Here is an 18,071-nt window from a genome sequence, read left to right as displayed (position 1 = left end):
TCGTTGGCAGCTACCCGCAAAGGTCCGACGCCGATGAATTTGCAGGACACGCCTTCACTCGCTCCAACTCAAATCGAGTTGCCATTGCAATGCGTCGCGTCCGGCGAACCATTCAAGGAAACCGCTGCAGACGGCTTCGTCCTCGGTGGCTTCACCTGGCGACACCCTTCTCGGGATGCCGCTCGTCCGATCGTGATCATCAACGCCGCCACCTCGGTTCGTTGTCGTCATTACTCGCGCTTCGCCGACTACCTGTTCGATCATGGCTTCGATGTCATCACCTATGACTACCGCGGCATCGGCGAGTCGCGGCCGGCATCGCTCAAAGGCCTGAAGGCTTCATGGACCGATTGGGGAGCGCTGGATTTCGAGGCGATGCTCAAGCGCGCACAGCGTGAGTTCCCCGGGCAGCCTATCGATGTGGTCGGCCACAGCTTTGGCGGCTGCGCAGCGGGCCTGGGGGCGTCCGGGCACCTGATCCGGCGTCTGGTGACGGTCGGTGCGCAATTCGCCTACTGGCGCGACTATGCGCCCGCCCATCGCTGGCGGATGTTTGCCAAGTGGCATGTGCTGATGCCACTGGTGACAGTGATCTACGGCTACTTTCCGGGAAAGCGCCTCGGATGGCTCGAGGACACACCCGCCGGCGTGGTCCGTGACTGGAGCCTGTCCACTGCCCGTTACGAAAAACGCTCCAGCGGCCGCGCGATCGGCACAACAAGCGGGCAACTGCCCTTTGCCGATGTCACCGCACAAACCCTGGCCATCAGCATCAGCGATGATCCTTACGGCACGGTCCCGGCCATCGAGCGCCTGCTCAACTACTTCACCGGCAGTACAAACGCTCACCTGCGTATCCACCCTGAAGACATCGGCGAAGAAGAAGTCGGACATTTCGCCTTTTTTCGCAGCCCATACCAAGCCACACTATGGCCCATTGCATTGGCCTGGCTGCAAAACGGCGAACTGGCCCCCGATACCCCCGGGCGGCGAGTGCCGCGAAGCTAAGTCAATTGCCCTTTCAACGAATACGGAACGACGCCCATGGCCTCCGCCAACAAGCAGCACAAACGCGCCTCCCGCGCCAAGGCCAAGGCCAAGCAGAACCGCACCCAGCGGGCCGCCGCGCCGGTCGAACTGGACCCGAACGACGATCGCATCGACTTCGAATCGGTGGACCTCACCGAACTGTTCAAGAAAATGATCGACGCCGAAAAGACCAGCCAGCAAGCCATGTGCACGGCCTTCCTCGAAGACCCGTTGCTGGAACTGGTGTACGAGCAGGAAGGCGAAGATGGCGCGATGGACTTCATCCTCGCCGCGCTGATCGAATATCGCCAATGGTCGGCCGAAACAGACGAAGCCGGCGCCCTGGCGTGGATCGAATCTCCGGCCTTCCAGGCCGACTATGTGGCGGCGTCCGACGCCATTGCCGCGCAAACCCAACAGAAACCGAACTGAGTTCCCATGGCCTCCCTGAACAAGCAACAGAAACGCGCCAAGCGTGCAAAAGCCAAAGCCAAGCAGATCAATATCCACGGCAGGAAACCCGCTGCACTGGACGATGATGAACTCGGCCACCTCGCCGAGCCGATCCCGGAATACACCCTGGCAATGTTCAGCAAAATGCGTGACGCCGAAGCCGTCAGCCGCAGCGAAATGCTCTCGGTCCTGCTGACGAACCTCGCCTTTATCATCGTTGACCACCCAGAACTGCTGGACATGGAAAACGCCGACGACGAAGGCATGGCCGCCACCCACCTGGCCGCCGACATGCTGATCGACTACCGCATGTGGGCCGACGGCATGGACCGCGACGCCGCCCAGGCATGGCTGAGCGAGCCACAGTTCATTACTGACTTCGGCACTGCGCTGGACGCCTACCGCGAGTCGCAGGAAACGCCGGAAGAAAAAGCCGAGTAAGGGTTACGGCACAAACAAAAACGGCCGCTTGTCATCACTGACAGCGGCCGTTTTGCATTACGCGATATGGATCAGTTAAGCACCACCGCGCCACGTTTTTCCAGTTTGCGACGGCGAGCCACCAGCAAGCCGGCCGCCACTACCAGGGCGCTAAGCAAGCCGGTCGCGAGGATTTCCACACGATGGGCATCCTGGAACAGCATGATGGTCAGGGCCGCAACGATGAAGACGATCACCGCGTAGGTCAGGCCCGGGAACAGCCACATGCTGAAGACGATTTTCTCACCACGGGCCATACGCTGCTTGCGCATGCGCAGTTGCGAAATCGCGATCACCAGGTACACCAGCAGCGCGATGGCGCCGGAGCTGGCCAGCAGGAATTCGAACACGGCAGCCGGGGCCACGTAGTTGGCGAATGTGGCCAGGAACGCAGCGCCGGTGGACAACATTACCGCCCAGTAAGGCGTGCCACTTTTGTTGGTGCGCGTGGACATGGCCGGTGCATCACCGCGCTTGCCCAGGGAGAACAGCATCCGCGACGAGGTGTAGAGCGCCGAGTTCAGGCAGCTGGTCACAGCAACCAGTACCACAATGTCGACAATCATCTTGGCGTTCGGGATGCCCATGCGTTCAAGCACGGTCTGGTAGGAGCCCAGGCTTGCCAGTACCGGGTCGTTCCAAGGCACCAGGGCCACGACGATGAAGATCGACACGAGGTAGAACAAGCCGATCCGCCAGATCACCGAGTTGGTGGCCTTGGAGATTTGCTTGCCAGGGTTTTTCGATTCCGCGGCCGCGATGGTCACGATCTCGGTGCCCATGAAGGAGAACATGGTGGTCAGGATCGCGCCCAGTACCGCGCCCATGCCGTTTGGCAGGAAGCCTTGGGTGTCGAACAGATGCGAAACGCCGCTGACCTGGCTGTTCGGCAGGAAGCCGAAGATCGCCGCTACGCCGAGAATGATGAAACCGATGATGGCCAACACTTTGATCAGGGCAAACCAGAACTCGAATTCACCGTAGTTCTTCACGCTGAACAGGTTGGTCACGGTCAGCAGCATTGTGATGACCAGGGCGAAGGCCCAGATGTCCACACCAGGGAACCAGGCATGCAGGATGGTCGCGGCAGCGTTGGCTTCCAACGGGATCACCAGAACCCAGAACCACCAGTACAACCAGCCGATGGTGAAACCAGCCCAGTGACCGATCGCGCGGTCGGCGTAAGTCGAAAACGAACCGGTGTCCGGCGAGGCAACGGCCATTTCGCCGAGCATGCGCATCACCAGCACCACCAACATGCCGGCGGCGGCGTAAGCCAACAGAACAGCCGGACCTGCAGCGGCGATGGCGTGACCCGAGCCGACGAACAAGCCGGCGCCGATAACCCCGGCAATCGACAGCATGGTCACATGACGCGGTTTGAGCCCCTGTTCGAGGCCGTTAGAGCTTTGGGTACTGCTCATTGAAACTACCTTTGTAAGGAAAAGCGAATGCGTGCATCCCGTTCAGCGATCCTTCTCGTAAAAAGAAGCCAACGGGGCGTTCTGGATTCTGCACGCAATAATTGCGCCAAAATGTTTCAAATCCCTCTAGTCCGGTGATCTCGCTTAGACCGGACGGTCATCGCAACCCATTGAATTTAATGGCACTTTGCCAGAACGTTACCCTGCGACCCACTTTGCGGGGCAAATCCGCGCATCGGAAACACACCTGAAAATGGGTCTGCGCACATTAAAAGTGCACAACGGGTGCATTTGGCCGGATAGCGCTTCCAACACCCCGTCAAAGCTGGCAACATCGCGCCTTTTTTTGCGACAGCCACCGCGCTTTTTATCGACAGGCAAGGTTCAAACGGCTGTTCGGTTGTTGATGGGGCGACAGTCTGCTGCGCCGATGCGACAACCTGCCACACGCCAGCCGTTTACTGTCCGTAGCGCTGTTGGCTGCCATTGAAACGCTATGCTAGGTTGGCCGCCTCGCCAGGAAGGCCGCCAACAGCAGGAGCGCAACATATATGAGGAACGCACATGGCTGAGGCCACGCCCGCGCTTGAAATCCGCAACTTGCACAAACGCTACGGTTCGCTGGAGGTGCTCAAAGGCATCTCGCTGACCGCCCGCGACGGCGATGTGATCTCGATCCTGGGTTCCTCCGGCTCCGGCAAGTCCACGTTCCTGCGCTGCATCAACCTGCTGGAGAACCCGCACCAGGGCCAGATCCTGGTCGCCGGCGAAGAACTCAAGCTCAAGGCTGCGAAGAACGGCGAGCTGGTGGCCGCCGACGGCAAGCAGATCAATCGCCTGCGCAGCGAAATCGGTTTTGTGTTTCAAAACTTTAACCTGTGGCCGCACATGAGCGTGCTCGACAACATCATCGAGGCCCCGCGCCGCGTGCTCGGCCAGAGCAAGGCCGAAGCCATCGAAGTCGCCGAAGCCCTGCTGGCCAAGGTCGGTATCGCCGACAAGCGCCACGCCTACCCCGCGCAATTGTCCGGCGGCCAGCAACAACGCGCGGCTATCGCCCGCACCCTGGCCATGCAGCCCAAGGTCATCCTGTTCGACGAGCCCACCTCCGCGCTTGACCCGGAAATGGTCCAGGAAGTACTTAATGTCATCCGCGCGCTGGCCGAAGAAGGCCGCACCATGCTGCTCGTGACCCACGAAATGGGCTTCGCCCGTCAGGTCTCCAGCGAAGTGGTGTTCCTCCACCAGGGCCTGGTAGAAGAGCAAGGATCGCCACAGCAGGTGTTTGAAAACCCGCTTTCGGCGCGCTGCAAACAATTCATGTCCAGCAACCGCTAACGGAGCTACCCACATGCAGAACTACAAAAAGGTCTTCCTGGCTGCCGCCGTCACCCTGGCGTTCAGCGCCGGTGCCATGGCCGAAACCCTGAAGATGGGCATCGAAGCGGCCTACCCGCCGTTCAACAATAAAGATGCCAGTGGCAATGTCGTCGGCTTCGACAAAGAGATCGGCGACGCCCTGTGCGCCAAGATGAAAGTCGAGTGCACCGTCGTGACCTCCGACTGGGACGGCATCATCCCGGCCCTGAACGCCAAGAAGTTCGACTTCCTGATCTCCTCGATGTCGATCACCGACGAGCGCAAGCAAGCGGTGGACTTCACCGACCCGTACTACTCCAACAAGCTGCAGTTCATCGCCAAGAAAGACGTCGACTTCAAGACCGACAAGGCCTCGGTCAAAGGCAAGATCATCGGCGCCCAGCGCGCGACCCTGGCCGGTACCTTCCTGGAAGACAACTATGGTGACGACATCACCATCAAGCTCTACGACACCCAGGAAAACGCCTACCTCGACCTGACTTCCGGCCGTCTGGACGGCATCCTGGCCGACAAGTACGTCAACTACGAGTGGCTGAAAAGCGACGCTGGCCGTAGCTACGAGTTCAAGGGCGACCCGGTGGAAGAAAGCGACAAGATCGGCATTGCCGTGCGTAAAAACGATCCGATCCGCGCGAAGCTGAACACCGCGCTGAAAGAAATCGTCGCTGACGGCACCTACAAGAAAATCAACGACAAGTACTTCCCGTTCAGCATCTATTGATTCTGACCTGCCCGACCGGCGCCTGATGGCGCCGGTTCTCGGCCTTGCCTGCCGCGATTTGAAAAGAAATCCATGATTATCGACCTCTACGGATTCGGCCCGGCGCTCGCCGCTGGCGCGCTGATGACTGTGAAACTGGCACTCTCGGCCCTGTGCCTGGGGCTGGTGCTCGGTCTGCTCGGCGCCTTGGCCAAGACTTCCCCGTACAAGCCGCTGCAATGGCTTGGCGGCACTTATTCGACCCTGGTTCGCGGCATCCCGGAATTGCTCTGGGTGCTGCTGATCTACTTCGGCACAGTCAACCTGATGCGTGCCCTGGGCGAGTTCTTCGGCAACCCCGACCTCGAACTCAACGCCTTCGCCGCTGGCGTGATTGCGCTGGGCCTGTGCTTCGGCGCCTACGCCACGGAAGTGTTCCGCGGCGCGATCCTCGCCATCCCCAAAGGCCATCGCGAAGCCGGCGTGGCCCTGGGCCTGTCGAAGTGGCGCATCTTCACCCGGCTGATCATGCCGCAGATGTGGCGCATCGCCCTGCCCGGCCTGGGCAACCTGTTCATGATCCTGATGAAAGACACTGCGCTGGTGTCGGTGATCGGCCTGGAAGAAATCATGCGTCACGCGCAAATCGGCGTGACCGTGTCCAAACAGCCGTTCACCTTCTATATGGTGGCCGCGTTCATGTACCTGAGCCTGACGGTGCTGGCGATGACCGGCATGCACTTCCTGGAAAAGCGCGCCGCCCGCGGCTTCGCGAGGAGCACCCAATGAACTGGGAAGTCATCATCAAGTGGCTGCCGAAACTGGCCCAGGGCGCGACCCTGACCCTGGAATTGGTGGCCATCGCCGTGATCGCCGGTTTGCTGCTGGCCATTCCGCTGGGCATCGCCCGCTCGTCGCGCCTGTGGTGGGTGCGGGCCTTTCCCTACGGCTACATCTTCTTTTTCCGGGGCACGCCGCTGCTGGTTCAGCTGTTCCTGGTCTACTACGGCCTGGCGCAGTTCGACGCGATCCGTAACAGCTCGATGTGGCCCTATCTGCGCGATCCGTTCTGGTGCGCCACGGCGACCATGACCTTGCACACGGCGGCCTATATCGCCGAAATCCTGCGCGGCGCCATTCAGGCAATTCCACCGGGCGAGATCGAAGCGGCGCGAGCACTGGGCATGTCCAAACCCAAGGCGCTGTTCTTCATCATGCTGCCGCGCGCGGCGCGCATCGGCCTGCCGGCCTACAGCAACGAAGTGATCCTGATGCTCAAGGCCAGCGCCCTGGCCAGTACCGTGACCCTGCTTGAACTGACCGGCATGGCCCGCACCATCATTGCCCGGACCTACCTGCCGGTGGAGATCTTCTTCGCCGCGGGCATGTTCTACCTGGTAATGGCATACGTGCTGGTGCGCGGCTTCAAGCTGCTGGAGCGCTGGTTGCGCGTCGATGCCTGCCAAGGGCGTTGATACGGGTGTGTTGACGGGCGAGGCCCTGCTCGCCCGCTTCACCGCGCTGGATACGTTTCTGACAGAGCATCAGGCACTGTGGAAACCTCGACCGTTCACTCATCTGCAGCTTCCCTGGGAAGCGTCCTACCCAGCTCTGGCCGAATGGCTACGCGAGCGGTCGCTGGAAGACGCGGAAAGCGCCCACAATCAACCCGCCCTTCTGAATGCGCCGGAACCCTTTGCTTCCTTGGCATCGATGTCCGTTGCCTTGAGTGCTGTGGATGAATTGCCTGCACACGCACTAGAAGCGGCCGGCCATCGACTGAACGTCGATGTACCGGGGCGCAAATGGCAGCAGATCGAAGCCTTCGCCAGTCGATTGCAGTTTTCCGAAGCACCGAAGCATTGGCTGGACTGGTGCTCGGGCAAGGGACACTTGGGGCGCCGCCTGCTGCAACCGGGGCAACAACTGACTTGCCTGGAATACGACCCGGCACTGGTAACCAGCGGCCAGGCACTCAGCCAGCGTCATCACCTGCATGCGCTGCACATTGAACAGGATGTGCTCGCGGCAGACGCAGCATGTTTACTGAGTGCACATCACACGCCCGTCGCGCTTCACGCCTGCGGTGATTTGCATGTGCGGCTGATTCAACTCGCCAGCGCCACAGGCTGCAAACAACTCGCCATTGCACCGTGTTGCTACAACCGGATCAGTCTTGCCCAATACTCGCCGATTTCCTCGGCCGCCCAAGGCTCCGGCCTACAGCTTTCCCTCGACGATCTCGCGCTGCCCATGAGCGAAACCGTCACCGCTGGCGCCCGCGTACGCCGTCAACGCGACATCTCCATGGCCCGACGCCTGGGTTTCGACTTGCTGCAACGGCAACTGCGCGGCATGGACGAGTACCTGCCAACCCCTTCCCTGCCCAGCGCCTGGCTGGACAAACCCTTCGCCGATTACTGCCATCACCTGGCCGCACTCAAAGAGTTATCCACAGTCGGCCCGCAAAATTGGCCAGCCCTCGAAGCCGCCGGTTGGCAGCGACTGGCCGAAGTGCGCAACCTTGAACTACTACGTGGACTTTTCCGACGTCCGCTGGAGCTTTGGCTGGTTCTTGACCGGGCACTTTTCCTCGCCGAGCAGGGCTATAGCATCCGCGTCGGCACCTTCTGCAAAACCCCGCTCACGCCGCGTAATTTCCTGCTCCTGGCCGAACGCGCTTAAACACATTCGCCCTGTGGATAACTCTGTTGATGAAATAATCGTGGATCCAATATCTACGCCTGTTTCAGGGCTAAATCCACACTGTTCATTTTTTGTACACCCGCATAAAAAATCGAAAAAACAGGCATTTGCGGACAAATGAGAACGGATCCACAAATTCGGCCTAAACCCAGTGCGCCGCCAATGCCATTGTGCATAAGCATTTAACCAAAACGACATAAACGCCTAATCCCGGACCGCAGACAGGGGAAATTGCACCCTTTCACTACTCTTGATATACACACACTCAAGGGCGCCGGCAGCGCGGCCACGAACAAGAACATTCCTCCGACAGGATGCGCCAGTGACGTTCATTTCCTACGCACAGAATTTCGAAGACATACGCCTGTGGCGCGCCCTCAAGACCGTCGAGAACGGCTTCTACATCGACGTCGGGGCAAACGACCCCACCCATGACTCGGTCACCAAGGCCTTCTACGACAACGGCTGGACCGGTATCAACGTCGAACCGATGCCCAACTACTACGAAGCCCTGTGCCAGCAACGCCCCAAGGACACCAACCTGCAATGCGTGGCCGGCGAAAGCGCCGACAGCCTGACCTTCTACGGCATCGCCGACACCGGCCTCTCGACCGTCGACCCGGCCATGGCACAGATGCACAAAGACGCCGGCATGGACGTGCGCAGCCAAACCGTCCAATCCCGCACCCTGGCATCCATTTGCGAAGAACATGCCCAGGGCCGCGCTATCCACTTCCTGAAGATCGACGTCGAAGGCCACGAAGAGACCGTCCTGCGCGGCATGGACTTCACCCAGTGGCGGCCGTGGGTCATCCTCATCGAAACCCCGTGGGAGCGCGACCAGACCTGGGAAACCCTCGTTACCGGCGCCGGCTACCAGTCCATCCTGTTCGACGGCATCAATACCTACTACCTCGCCGAAGAACACCTGAACCTCAAACCCGCCTTCGACATCCCGCCGTGCAACCTGGACGAGTTCCAGTTCTGCAAAGGCCACAACTTCAGCCACCCCGTCGGCGATGCCGAACAGCAACTCGCCGCCGCCCTGCAACGCGCCGAACAGGCCGAAGCACAGCTACGCGCAATGCAAAACAGTCGAACCTGGAAAGCCATTCAGAAACTCAAGAAAACCCTGCTGCGCGCCTGACCCGAAGCCCGCGTAAAAATAGTCAGAATTCAGGGGTTTACAGAACCTATCCAATCGCTATAATCGTCGCCCTGACACGCCGGTATAGCTCAGATGGTAGAGCAACTGACTTGTAATCAGTAGGTCCCGGGTTCGATTCCTGGTGCCGGCACCATACAAAACAAAGCCCTCGTAGAAATACGGGGGCTTTGTTGTTTCTGGCATCCAGAAATCCAACGCCTAAATAGCACCCCGCCCCGCCCTGTAGGAGTTGCCGAAGGCTGCGATCTTTTGATCTTCAGATTTCGATCCCAACGCGGATCCGGTTGCCCACCCAAATCTGCCTGAACACCTACCCGTTACAATTTCACTTCAGCATGAAGTTGACGACCTCCTCCAGCTACCTATAATGCACCCCAACACACCCGCCAAGCCTAGGTTGACCCAGTCAGCAAGCTCAAATCGTGCGGGTTTTTTTTGCCTGGAGAAAACTACATGAGGCCCTTCGACAAGCCGGCCCTCAGCGTAGAACAGCAAATGGAACTGCTAAAGCAACGAGGCCTGCACGTCGCCAACGACGATCGGGCCATGCGTTTTCTCGAAGTGGTCACGCTGTTTCGCCTGAGCCCCTATATGCGTCCCTTCCAGGAGCCAGACCCTGAACATACCTTCAAGCCCGGTAGCACCCTGAAAGCAGTTGTCGACATCTACCGCTTCGATGGTTCGTTGCGACGCATAACCATGGATGCCATCGAACGTGTCGAAGTCGCCATACGAGCGACTATCAGCAATCACATGTGCCCTAAATATGGGCCTGACTGGATAGCTGACGCGTCAGTCTTCTCCTCGTCATACGCGCATCTCGAGTTATTGCGCCCGCTGCGGGAGCAATTGAATAAAGAGCGCAACAAACTCAGACGTGATATTGAGCGCATAAAAAATGGTCGACAGGCCGAAGGGCTCCAGCAACAGCGGATCGAAAACCGCATGCGCGATAACTACTTCCGATATTACGGAGCGACCTATGCCTACCCTGAGCTGCCGCCCGCTTGGGCGGTTCTTGAAGAACTCAGCCTTGGGACGGTATCTACTCTCTTCAATGCCATAGGCAGAAGTGCCGATAAGAAAGCTATCGCCGCCAGATTCAATCTGCCTTTCGATGTATTGGCCTCCTGGCTACACACCCTGACTTTCATTCGAAACTGCTGCGCCCATCACTCACGGCTATGGAACCGAGAGCTCTCGATACGACCGGCCTTACCCAAAGAGTGGATCATCCAAAATGCACCTGCTGACCGGCCTCAGCCCAAGCAGCGGCTATACATCGTATTGACGATACTGGCCTATCTAACCGACCTGATCAGTCCAGACAGCCAGTGGAAACTTCGCCTGGCCGAAATCATGGATCAGCAGGAACTGGGTTATTTGAGACTTATGGGATTTCCAAATGACTGGAAACATCAGCAGCAATGGTGTTTGGAATAAGGAAGCCAGAAACTGCTAGCATCGTCTGCACTATCCCCCGGCCACTCCTTCGAAGTCCGCGCCCCCCGAAACATACCGTTCGTCTGGTGCCGGCACCATATAGATCAACAACCTCGCTGCACTGCTCGGTGGGCTCCCGCGCTGGTTTTACGCCGAAAGGACTCCCCAGATAGCGCAATGAAGCCGAAACTCGCTTCAGACCACGCACACTGGCGGAGTGCCTGACCTTCCTGGGCTACAAAGAACGCGCCGAGCCGAAATCAGCTGCGATATAACTCGGACTCGGGATCGTGCCAAGCTCCAGCAAGAGTGCCTGTCGAGTCAGCGACACAGCTCGCCCCGCAAGACTTCCACCACACGTTCCTGCTGCTCGTCCGACATGCCTACCCACAGCGGCAGTCGCAGCAAGCGTTCCGAGAGGTTCACCGTGTTGTCCATGGCGCCATGGACACGGCCGTAACGCTGGCCGGCCGGCGAGGAGTGCAGGGGCACGTAATGGAAGACCGAATTGATGCCCTCTCGCTTGAGGCCATCGAGCACCGGTTGTCGCGGCACGTCGGCGGGCAGCAGCACGTAGTACATGTGCGCGTTGTGCTGGCAGTCGGCCGGCACGATAGGGCGGCGCAGTGCCCCGCTGGTTTCCAGCGGCGCCAGCAAATCGTGATACCGCTGCCAGATGGCAAGCCGCGACTGCGTGATGTGTTCGGCCTCTTCCAGCTGCGCCCAGAGAAACGCGGCAGTCACGTCCCCTGGAAGGAATGACGACCCGACTTCCTGCCAAGTGTATTTGTCGACCTCGCCGCGGAAGAAACGGCTACGGTCAGTGCCTTTTTCGCGGATGATTTCTGCGCGCAACACATAGGCAGGATCATTGACCAGCAATGCGCCGCCCTCGCCCGAAATGACGTTCTTGGTCTCATGGAAGCTGAAGGCGCCGAAGTCACCGATACTGCCCAGAGCCCGGCCCTTGTAAGCGGCCATGACCCCCTGCGCCGCATCCTCGACCACCTTCAGGTTGTGACGCTGGGCGATCTCCATGATCGTATCCATCTCGCAACTCACGCCCGCATAATGAACCGGCACGATTGCCTTGGTTCGCGGTGTGATGGCCGCCTCGATCAGCGTCTCGTCCAGGTTCAGGGTATCCGGACGGATATCGACGAACACGGGAACCCCGCCGCGCAAAACGAAGGCATTGGCCGTGGAAACAAACGTGAACGAGGGCATGATGACCTCGTCGCCCGGCTGGATGTCCAACAACAACGCGGACATTTCCAGCGCTGCCGTGCACGAGTGGGTCAACAAGGCCTTGCTCGAACCGGTACGTTCGGTCAACCACTCATGGCACCGTTTGGTGAACGGGCCATCGCCGGCGAGGATGTTGCCGAACTTGGCTTCAGCGATGTAATAAAGTTCTTTCCCCGTCATGTAGGGGCGATTGAACTGGATCTTTTTGTCTTCCACCATTTGGGCCTTCGCACGCAGATTTTAGTCGGGTCGAACTAGACATCACGTCGTTATGCCAAGTGGGGAGATCCACTCTTTTTCCGGGCGACAAGCAGCCTGGAAGCACCGACCGGAAAACTCACGCCCACCTTGATGAGCAAACACTCCAGCCACATCACGAAACCAAACAGCACATTGAGCGCCTTGGGTACCGCCAATTCGGCAGTCTCGCTCGTATCGCCCCGCTGTTGCTTCTTGGCGCCGCGTGAAATCATCATCGCCGGCAGCAGTAACGAGACGAACGATGTGCTGCGCACGACGGAAAACCCCGCCTCTTCCACCTTGCGATGCAGGTCGGCGGCATCGTAGCGCCGCACGTGGCAGGAATATTCATCCACCTGGCTCCACAGCCACTGATGCTGGGGCACGGTCAACAGCATGATTCCCCCGGGCTTCAGGGCACGGTGCATCTGCTGGAGCACCACGGTATCCGCCTCGATGTGCTCGATGACATCGAACGCGCCAATCGCTTCGAACTCGTCGATGTAAGGGATATCGCGCGCATCCATCTGCACGAACTCCGCACCGGGCAAGCGAGAGGAGGCAAACTTCAGCCCGGTCGAGAACATCTCGCTGCCAAGCAACCTGGCCTTCGGAAGCGCCACGGCGACCCGACTCAGAATGAAGCCGGTACCGCACCCGATTTCCAGAAATGAACGCATGCGCGGCGCATATTTCGTCAGCGCCCATGTAATCAAACTGCCACGCGCCCGGAACCAGAAATGGTCGCTTTCAAGATGCGCGTAGGTCTCGTAGAAGTCGGCCTTGAAGCCTTCCTGCTTGTCCTCGAGTTCTGGCGCAAACGCGGCAAAACCGTTCTTTCGAGCCACCTGATGTCCACACTGGGCACATGTCCATTGCTCCGAGGCGTACGGCGTCTCGCATTCAGAACAGATCTTCACGCCTGGTTCCCATCCGGTTGGTCATGACGAAAGACGAATAGCTTGAAGACGACGAACAAGAAACCTCCTACAACGAAAATGGCAGCGGCCTGGACCCACCGATGAGGATATCCCAGCTTGTCGACGAACACCGTCAGCAAGGCCAGGTTGAGCAAATAGCCGGCTGCGTGCGCCAGGCCGAAGCGCCAGGCCGTCCCCACGACGTTGCCGCGATGCTCGAACGCCCAGTTGCGGTTGCCCAGGAAGCTGATGCAGATGCCAAGCACGTACAGGAAGCTCATGGCCAGCTTGAAGGGGATGCCCAGCCACGTCAATGCCAGGTAGGCCGCATAGCCGATGGCATTGCAGGCGACGCCGACGACTGCGTAACGCAGAATGGGCCTGATCACGGGCCGCCAGCGCTGCATGAGAATCACTCGTCTCCCCAGACGGCAATCCCGAAACCCGTCTTGCCATAGCCGTTGCCGTTATAAAGCATGTAGCGTCGACCGGCATGATCGAAGACGAACGGGTAGCAGATCATCTCCGAATCCCAACCCGATTCCGATACGTCGATTCCCACCTGCTCATCGTGTCGCGTCCATTGCACGCCATCGGACGAGGTCGCGTAGCGGATCCGGTAGGTGGGGCAGTCCTTCGTGGCGCGGGAGCAGAACCACATCCGGTACATGTCCGCATCCTTGAGCACGCGCGGCACACCCAGGGCGTACTCGTGTTCGTCACGGAACCCGATGGCAACCGTGCCGTCGCGCTCCCACTCGATCCCGTCGGCGGACTCGGCATACTCGAGATGATAGAAGTGCTTCGCTTCCGAAGGGCCTTGCTCCCATCGCACACAGGAGGTGAACCAGGCCCGGAATCGTCCGGCCTCGAACTGCACCTCGGGGGTGGCGACGAAGTGAGGAAGATCGCGGGTGCGGTCGATGACGGGGCCGCGGAACAGCTTCTCGAAGCGCTGGGTGGCCTCGTTCCATTCGGCCAGGCCGATGGAATTGCGGATCTTCACCGTTACGCCCAGGTTGATCCCGGTGTAGTACAGCAGCTTGCGGCCACCGACGTTGACGATCGAATTGGGCAAGGCACCACTGTCGTCGAAACATCCGAGGTCGCCCGGTTCGAGGACCGGATCCGGATGGACGCGCAAGACCTTGGTCGGGTCCTGCATGTCGATCTCGAGGAAGCCGCCGTGTCCGCGATTATGCTTGTCACGCGATGAGAAGTAGATGCGATACAGGTCGCCGTCCACTTGCTCAGCAATGGGAATCATCGCGTGAGAATGCAACCAATCGCTCTGCCCTTCTGCGCAGAATATCTTGCCTAGTTTTTTCCACATGGGATGTCTTCACGCCAATGATGAGGGTCTTCAGATGTTCCGGACGCGGGTACTCGGCACGCGCGACCGTTCGGTGGCTTGTCCGACGTACACGCCTTCGGCAGCGGCATCTCCAAGAATCAGGGCACCGGCGCCGATGATGCATTTCTCGCCGATGGTGACGTGATCGCGAAGGGTTGCATTGACGCCGAGAAAACAGCTTTCCCCGATCGTCACACGGCCGGATACGACGATGTGCGAGGCCAGGAAACAGTGGTCCTCGATACGCGAATGGTGACCGACGTGATTGCCGCTCCACAGGGTCACGTTGTTGCCGATGCGCACGAAGGGTTGAACGGTATTGTCTTCCAGGATGAAGCAGTTCTCGCCGATGTCCTCTGTCAGCACCGAGGCTCGGGAACTGATGTAGCTGACCATTTCGTAGCCCAGCGCCTTCACTGCCAGATATTTTTCCTTGCGGATCTGGTTGAGCTTGGAATAGCCGAGCGCGACGAAAAAGACATACCGGTCTGGCGGGTAGATCTGGGTGACTTCATCGAATGCCACCACCGGAAATCCCTTGAAGCTCTTGTCGTCCGGCATGTAGGCCGGATCGACGGCAAACGCCTCGACCTGATAGTCGGAGTCGTTGGAAAAATAATAGAGTGCGAGCTCGGCGGCGTCGGTGAGACCAAAAATAATGAGTTTTTTCATTCGATGCTCCGCGTCTCAGCCTGACGGTAGACGTTCCGGACGATAGTGTAGGGTCTCTGTTTGACTTCGGAATAGATCTTGGCGAGATAAATCCCGACCACGCCGACGAATGCGATGATCAGGCCGCCGAGCAGCCAGATCGAAGCCATCAGCGACGTATAGCCGCTGGGTGGGTTTGCCAGGAGCAGCCAGTTGACGACGAGAAAGCTCGTGTAGGCGGCCGACAGCAGGAAAATCGCGCAGCCCACCACGAAGATTCCCACCAGCGGTGCACTGCTGAAGGCAGTAATCGAATTGACCAGTTGCGCCACTTTCTTGCCCAGCGTGTAGGTCGTCTCGTCACGACTGCGCTTGTCGATGGTCTGCGCACGCTGATCGAAACCGGTGATGACCCACAGGCCCGCCATGAACAACTCGCGTTCGTCGTGCTGAATCAGCGCGTCCACATAGCGGCGCGACATCAGCCTGGCGACGACGATATTGTCGGGCATATCCAGCCCACTGAGGAAACGGAAGAGCTTGTAGAACACCTGCCCGGTCCAGCGCTCGAAGTGCTTGCCTTTTCGCTGCTGCTGGACACCGTAGACCACATCGGCCTCTTCGCGCTCCATCTGCTCGCTGAACGAGAGCAGCCATGCCGGATCTTCCTCCAGGTCGCTATCGAGCAGAAAGACACGTTCACCGCGGGCATGTCGCAGGCCCGTCATCATGGCCTTGTGGTGGCCGAAGTTGCGCGAGAGATCGACGACCACCACGTGGTGATCGGCTTCGCTCAACTGGACGGCCAGTTCCAGGCTTGAATCGGGCGAGCCGTCGTTGACCAGTACGATCTCGTAATCGTCTCCGACCAGTTGTTGTGCCGCCTGGCTTGCACGGAGATGGAACTCCTCGATGAACTTGGCCGAGCGGTAAAGCGTGGCGACGATGGACAGCTTCATGCTTTGACATGCCTCATGTAACGGCGCGCGTCCTTGCCGCAATTGAACAGCAGATCCAGGACGGTGACGCCATGGGTGAATTCCCCCCACAGTTGCGGATACTCGGGGAAGCCGGCGTAATCGAACCATTGCAGCGCAATGCCGGCGTCGTCGAACAGCGGCGCCTCGATGTAGTCCTTTGCCGCCGGCCCCGACAGGTATTGTGTCGCACCCGCCTGCTGACAAAGGTCCACCAGGCGGGCAGTCCGGGTTTTGTCGCCGGCAGACACATAGTCCCAGCAATTCGTAATGCGGGTTTCAATACCGATGTATCGGCAAATCGCTTCCATGAACTTGCGGTTCATCGACGACAGGCCCGTGTGGGTCTCCGCCAGATAGAGCGGCTCGAGCCACTGGGCGACCTCATCGAAGAAAGGCGCACGCCGATAGTTGCTCTGCAGCGTTTTCCAGTGCTTGACCTGCCAGGCAGGGGCCAGCTCGACATCGCGAATGCGGCGGCTGATGCCTTGACCGACAGGCACGCTGAGCCACTGGACGCCTTGCGGCGTCTTGATCAGGTTGCGATTGCGCCAGTCGTTCTTGGTGAACTGCATGTCGTCGTAGAGGATGAACTCATCGACCGCCGCGATCATGTCGAAATAGCCCTTCCAGGGTATGTAGTTCGACTGGAGAATGGCGACCGTCTTCATGGTTGCTTGATGCTCGCGTCCCAGGCGCCCGGGAAGTAACACCCTTGGCATTTTGCCTGCGCGACCTGCTGGAGATGGAAGGAAATGCAGAACAACAGCGCCAGCGCCCAGAAACGCAACGCAACCGGTGAAGGTTTGAACGCAAAATTCAGAACAATCGCGACGAAAACCGGTGCCATCAGCAGGTAGTCATACAAGTACGGATGTATGGCAACGGCCTGCGGCCACAGCAGGCTGGTCATCACGTATTGCGAAAAAAGCAGAAAGTAGAACAGGCCGATGCCGGCCAACGGGGAGGTCCCCGTCGGTGCCGCAACGCCGGCAGGTTCACGCCGTTTGATCATGCGCAAACAGGCCAACTGGGCTACCAGGAACAGGATCGGCACGGCGATGGTCCCAAATGGCCGCGGGAACTGCGGAACAAGTACCGACTTCAGGATGTTGGTGAAATAAGTGGTGTCGCCATCCAGGCCAGCGCGAAACAGCCAGCCGCTGTTCGACGAGGTGAAACCCAGAGCCTTCGATATCAGTGGGGACGGCAGATAGAAGGCAACGGCCGCAACGATGGCCACCAATGCCAGACGACACATCCGTCTGTCGAGACCGTCGCTGCGGCATGCCCAAACCATCAAGGCGAGCCCCAGCAACGCTGCCGAGATCGGAGAAAACACGGCAAACAACACGATCACGGTCATGACCGCTGCGGACCGTTGCGGATTTTTCCAGATCAAGAACGCAGCCAGCGCCTGGAACGCAAATATCAATGGGAACGTATTGTCGACGTTGAATCTGGCCGAAGTAATCCAGAATCCCGGCATCGACACCATGAATACGACCGATAACAGAATCAGCAGCCCCTGACCGAATGCCAGGCGCTTTTCCACCAGACGGGACAGAAAAAAGAACGTAACGCCTGCCAGCGAAATAATGTTCAGGAAAGCCCCTGTCACTCTCATCGGTAATGCCGACACATACATTTCCACTTTATAGAGGGCGTACATGTAGAACAGATAAGCCGTGGAGTGGTTGGAATACGCGATCTTTTTTGCGTAGTCCTCCATCGAATAGAAGACGAGGAAACCGTGCTGCGAAAAAGCGTGTTGCTCCCAGATGGGGAACGTGAAGTTTCTCAGGCGCTCGGGCGCCATCGCAATCTGGCTTGCCGCTTCCCGGAAGCCCAGTGAGTACACCACGCCGATGGTTATGACGACTGCCAGCAAGTATAAG

At 59.0% G+C, this 18,071-nt stretch carries 19 protein-coding genes and 1 tRNA gene; 11 read left to right on the top strand and 9 right to left on the bottom strand.

The window, feature by feature from the left end; all coding sequences use genetic code 11:
* Positions 1 to 33 precede the first annotated feature (33 nt).
* The 3 genes from AC07YV_RS16440 to AC07YV_RS16430 are packed head-to-tail and all read left to right on the top strand — an operon-like array spanning position 34 to position 1,923.
* Positions 34 to 1,008: an alpha/beta hydrolase family protein gene (locus AC07YV_RS16440; protein ID WP_102700261.1), complete on the top strand. Its 975-nt coding sequence runs from the start codon at positions 34 to 36 to the stop codon at positions 1,006 to 1,008.
* Positions 1,009 to 1,044: 36 nt separating this feature from the next.
* Entirely contained in the window at positions 1,045 to 1,461 is a 417-nt protein-coding gene (locus AC07YV_RS16435) for a hypothetical protein (protein WP_102700260.1), read from the top strand.
* Between the two features lie 6 nt (positions 1,462 to 1,467).
* Positions 1,468 to 1,923: a hypothetical protein gene (locus tag AC07YV_RS16430; RefSeq protein ID WP_102700259.1), complete on the top strand. Its 456-nt coding sequence runs from the start codon at positions 1,468 to 1,470 to the stop codon at positions 1,921 to 1,923.
* Between the two features lie 71 nt (positions 1,924 to 1,994).
* Here AC07YV_RS16430 and gabP read toward each other — a convergent pair whose 3' ends face one another.
* Positions 1,995 to 3,386: a GABA permease gene (gabP, locus tag AC07YV_RS16425; RefSeq protein ID WP_015093062.1), complete on the bottom strand. Its 1,392-nt coding sequence runs from the start codon at positions 3,384 to 3,386 to the stop codon at positions 1,995 to 1,997.
* A 564-nt stretch (positions 3,387 to 3,950) separates the two neighbouring features.
* Between gabP and AC07YV_RS16420 the strand changes: the two genes are divergently transcribed.
* The 8 genes from AC07YV_RS16420 (at position 3,951) to AC07YV_RS16385 (ending at position 10,783) form a co-directional block, all read left to right on the top strand.
* A complete protein-coding gene (locus tag AC07YV_RS16420) occupies positions 3,951 to 4,724 on the top strand; it encodes an ABC transporter ATP-binding protein (RefSeq protein WP_007972784.1) in 774 nt (257 codons plus the stop codon).
* 13 nt (positions 4,725 to 4,737) lie between these two features.
* The gene (locus AC07YV_RS16415; RefSeq protein ID WP_102700258.1) at positions 4,738 to 5,487 is read left to right on the top strand and encodes an ABC transporter substrate-binding protein; all 750 of its coding nucleotides are present in this window, start codon (positions 4,738 to 4,740) and stop codon (positions 5,485 to 5,487) included.
* A gap of 72 nt (positions 5,488 to 5,559) precedes the next feature.
* Positions 5,560 to 6,255, top strand: coding sequence for an ABC transporter permease (locus tag AC07YV_RS16410; RefSeq protein ID WP_015093060.1), 696 nt, complete (start codon positions 5,560 to 5,562; stop codon positions 6,253 to 6,255).
* Positions 6,252 to 6,941 carry an ABC transporter permease gene (locus AC07YV_RS16405; RefSeq protein WP_015093059.1) on the top strand — a complete coding sequence of 230 codons (690 nt, stop codon included), beginning with the start codon at positions 6,252 to 6,254 and terminating at the stop codon, positions 6,939 to 6,941. The genes AC07YV_RS16410 and AC07YV_RS16405 overlap by 4 nt, the downstream gene beginning before the upstream one ends.
* Entirely contained in the window at positions 6,922 to 8,151 is a 1,230-nt protein-coding gene (locus tag AC07YV_RS16400) for a methyltransferase (protein ID WP_102700257.1), read from the top strand. Before AC07YV_RS16405 ends, AC07YV_RS16400 begins: the two co-directional genes overlap by 20 nt.
* A 343-nt stretch (positions 8,152 to 8,494) precedes the next feature.
* Complete coding sequence (locus AC07YV_RS16395; protein ID WP_102700256.1) at positions 8,495 to 9,319, top strand: FkbM family methyltransferase; 825 nt, start codon at positions 8,495 to 8,497, stop codon at positions 9,317 to 9,319.
* 78 nt (positions 9,320 to 9,397) lie between these two features.
* A tRNA-Thr gene (locus tag AC07YV_RS16390) sits at positions 9,398 to 9,473 on the top strand.
* Between the two features lie 320 nt (positions 9,474 to 9,793).
* Positions 9,794 to 10,783, top strand: a complete 990-nt coding sequence (locus tag AC07YV_RS16385; RefSeq protein ID WP_102700255.1) for an Abi family protein — start codon at positions 9,794 to 9,796, stop codon at positions 10,781 to 10,783.
* A gap of 321 nt (positions 10,784 to 11,104) precedes the next feature.
* Here the strand turns inward: AC07YV_RS16385 and rffA are convergent, their stop codons facing one another.
* From rffA to AC07YV_RS16345, 8 genes are all read right to left on the bottom strand, one after another.
* Entirely contained in the window at positions 11,105 to 12,250 is a 1,146-nt protein-coding gene (gene rffA, locus AC07YV_RS16380) for a dTDP-4-amino-4,6-dideoxygalactose transaminase (protein ID WP_256358946.1), read from the bottom strand.
* Between the two features lie 50 nt (positions 12,251 to 12,300).
* On the bottom strand, positions 12,301 to 13,119 hold the full coding sequence (locus tag AC07YV_RS16375) for a class I SAM-dependent methyltransferase (protein ID WP_494990326.1): 819 nt from the start codon (positions 13,117 to 13,119) through the stop codon (positions 12,301 to 12,303).
* A gap of 68 nt (positions 13,120 to 13,187) precedes the next feature.
* A complete protein-coding gene (locus tag AC07YV_RS16370) occupies positions 13,188 to 13,598 on the bottom strand; it encodes a GtrA family protein (RefSeq protein ID WP_102700253.1) in 411 nt (136 codons plus the stop codon).
* Between the two features lie 5 nt (positions 13,599 to 13,603).
* Entirely contained in the window at positions 13,604 to 14,524 is a 921-nt protein-coding gene (locus AC07YV_RS16365) for a glycoside hydrolase family protein (RefSeq protein WP_102700252.1), read from the bottom strand.
* A 30-nt stretch (positions 14,525 to 14,554) separates the two neighbouring features.
* Entirely contained in the window at positions 14,555 to 15,217 is a 663-nt protein-coding gene (locus AC07YV_RS16360; RefSeq protein ID WP_102700251.1) for an acetyltransferase, read from the bottom strand.
* Positions 15,214 to 16,155 carry a glycosyltransferase family 2 protein gene (locus AC07YV_RS16355; protein WP_102700250.1) on the bottom strand — a complete coding sequence of 314 codons (942 nt, stop codon included), beginning with the start codon at positions 16,153 to 16,155 and terminating at the stop codon, positions 15,214 to 15,216. The genes AC07YV_RS16360 and AC07YV_RS16355 overlap by 4 nt, the downstream gene beginning before the upstream one ends.
* Positions 16,152 to 16,844: a WbqC family protein gene (locus tag AC07YV_RS16350; protein ID WP_102700249.1), complete on the bottom strand. Its 693-nt coding sequence runs from the start codon at positions 16,842 to 16,844 to the stop codon at positions 16,152 to 16,154. The genes AC07YV_RS16355 and AC07YV_RS16350 overlap by 4 nt, the downstream gene beginning before the upstream one ends.
* Positions 16,841 to 18,064, bottom strand: coding sequence for a hypothetical protein (locus AC07YV_RS16345; RefSeq protein ID WP_146025370.1), 1,224 nt, complete (start codon positions 18,062 to 18,064; stop codon positions 16,841 to 16,843). The genes AC07YV_RS16350 and AC07YV_RS16345 overlap by 4 nt, the downstream gene beginning before the upstream one ends.
* Positions 18,065 to 18,071: the final 7 nt, after the last annotated feature.

It is taken from the genome of Pseudomonas sp. GW456-E7 (genome assembly GCF_059424105.1).
Note: the sequence above shows the minus strand (reverse complement) of the source record. Positions and strands in the feature narration are given on the sequence as shown.

Excerpts from the sequence above, each read along its gene's own strand:
- AC07YV_RS16350 (WP_102700249.1), bottom strand. The coding sequence starts at position 16,844 with ATGAAGACGGTCGCCATTCTCCAGTCGAACTACATACCCTGGAAGGGC.
- rffA (WP_256358946.1), bottom strand. The coding sequence starts at position 12,250 with ATGGTGGAAGACAAAAAGATCCAGTTCAATCGCCCCTACATGACGGGG.
- AC07YV_RS16405 (WP_015093059.1), top strand. The coding sequence starts at position 6,252 with ATGAACTGGGAAGTCATCATCAAGTGGCTGCCGAAACTGGCCCAGGGC.
- AC07YV_RS16370 (WP_102700253.1), bottom strand. The coding sequence starts at position 13,598 with ATGCAGCGCTGGCGGCCCGTGATCAGGCCCATTCTGCGTTACGCAGTC.
- gabP (WP_015093062.1), bottom strand. The coding sequence starts at position 3,386 with ATGAGCAGTACCCAAAGCTCTAACGGCCTCGAACAGGGGCTCAAACCG.
- AC07YV_RS16355 (WP_102700250.1), bottom strand. The coding sequence starts at position 16,155 with ATGAAGCTGTCCATCGTCGCCACGCTTTACCGCTCGGCCAAGTTCATC.
- AC07YV_RS16365 (WP_102700252.1), bottom strand. The coding sequence starts at position 14,524 with ATGTGGAAAAAACTAGGCAAGATATTCTGCGCAGAAGGGCAGAGCGAT.
- AC07YV_RS16415 (WP_102700258.1), top strand. The coding sequence starts at position 4,738 with ATGCAGAACTACAAAAAGGTCTTCCTGGCTGCCGCCGTCACCCTGGCG.
- AC07YV_RS16360 (WP_102700251.1), bottom strand. The coding sequence starts at position 15,217 with ATGAAAAAACTCATTATTTTTGGTCTCACCGACGCCGCCGAGCTCGCA.
- AC07YV_RS16420 (WP_007972784.1), top strand. The coding sequence starts at position 3,951 with ATGGCTGAGGCCACGCCCGCGCTTGAAATCCGCAACTTGCACAAACGC.
- AC07YV_RS16385 (WP_102700255.1), top strand. The coding sequence starts at position 9,794 with ATGAGGCCCTTCGACAAGCCGGCCCTCAGCGTAGAACAGCAAATGGAA.
- AC07YV_RS16430 (WP_102700259.1), top strand. The coding sequence starts at position 1,468 with ATGGCCTCCCTGAACAAGCAACAGAAACGCGCCAAGCGTGCAAAAGCC.
- AC07YV_RS16400 (WP_102700257.1), top strand. The coding sequence starts at position 6,922 with ATGCCTGCCAAGGGCGTTGATACGGGTGTGTTGACGGGCGAGGCCCTG.
- AC07YV_RS16435 (WP_102700260.1), top strand. The coding sequence starts at position 1,045 with ATGGCCTCCGCCAACAAGCAGCACAAACGCGCCTCCCGCGCCAAGGCC.
- AC07YV_RS16410 (WP_015093060.1), top strand. The coding sequence starts at position 5,560 with ATGATTATCGACCTCTACGGATTCGGCCCGGCGCTCGCCGCTGGCGCG.
- AC07YV_RS16440 (WP_102700261.1), top strand. The coding sequence starts at position 34 with ATGAATTTGCAGGACACGCCTTCACTCGCTCCAACTCAAATCGAGTTG.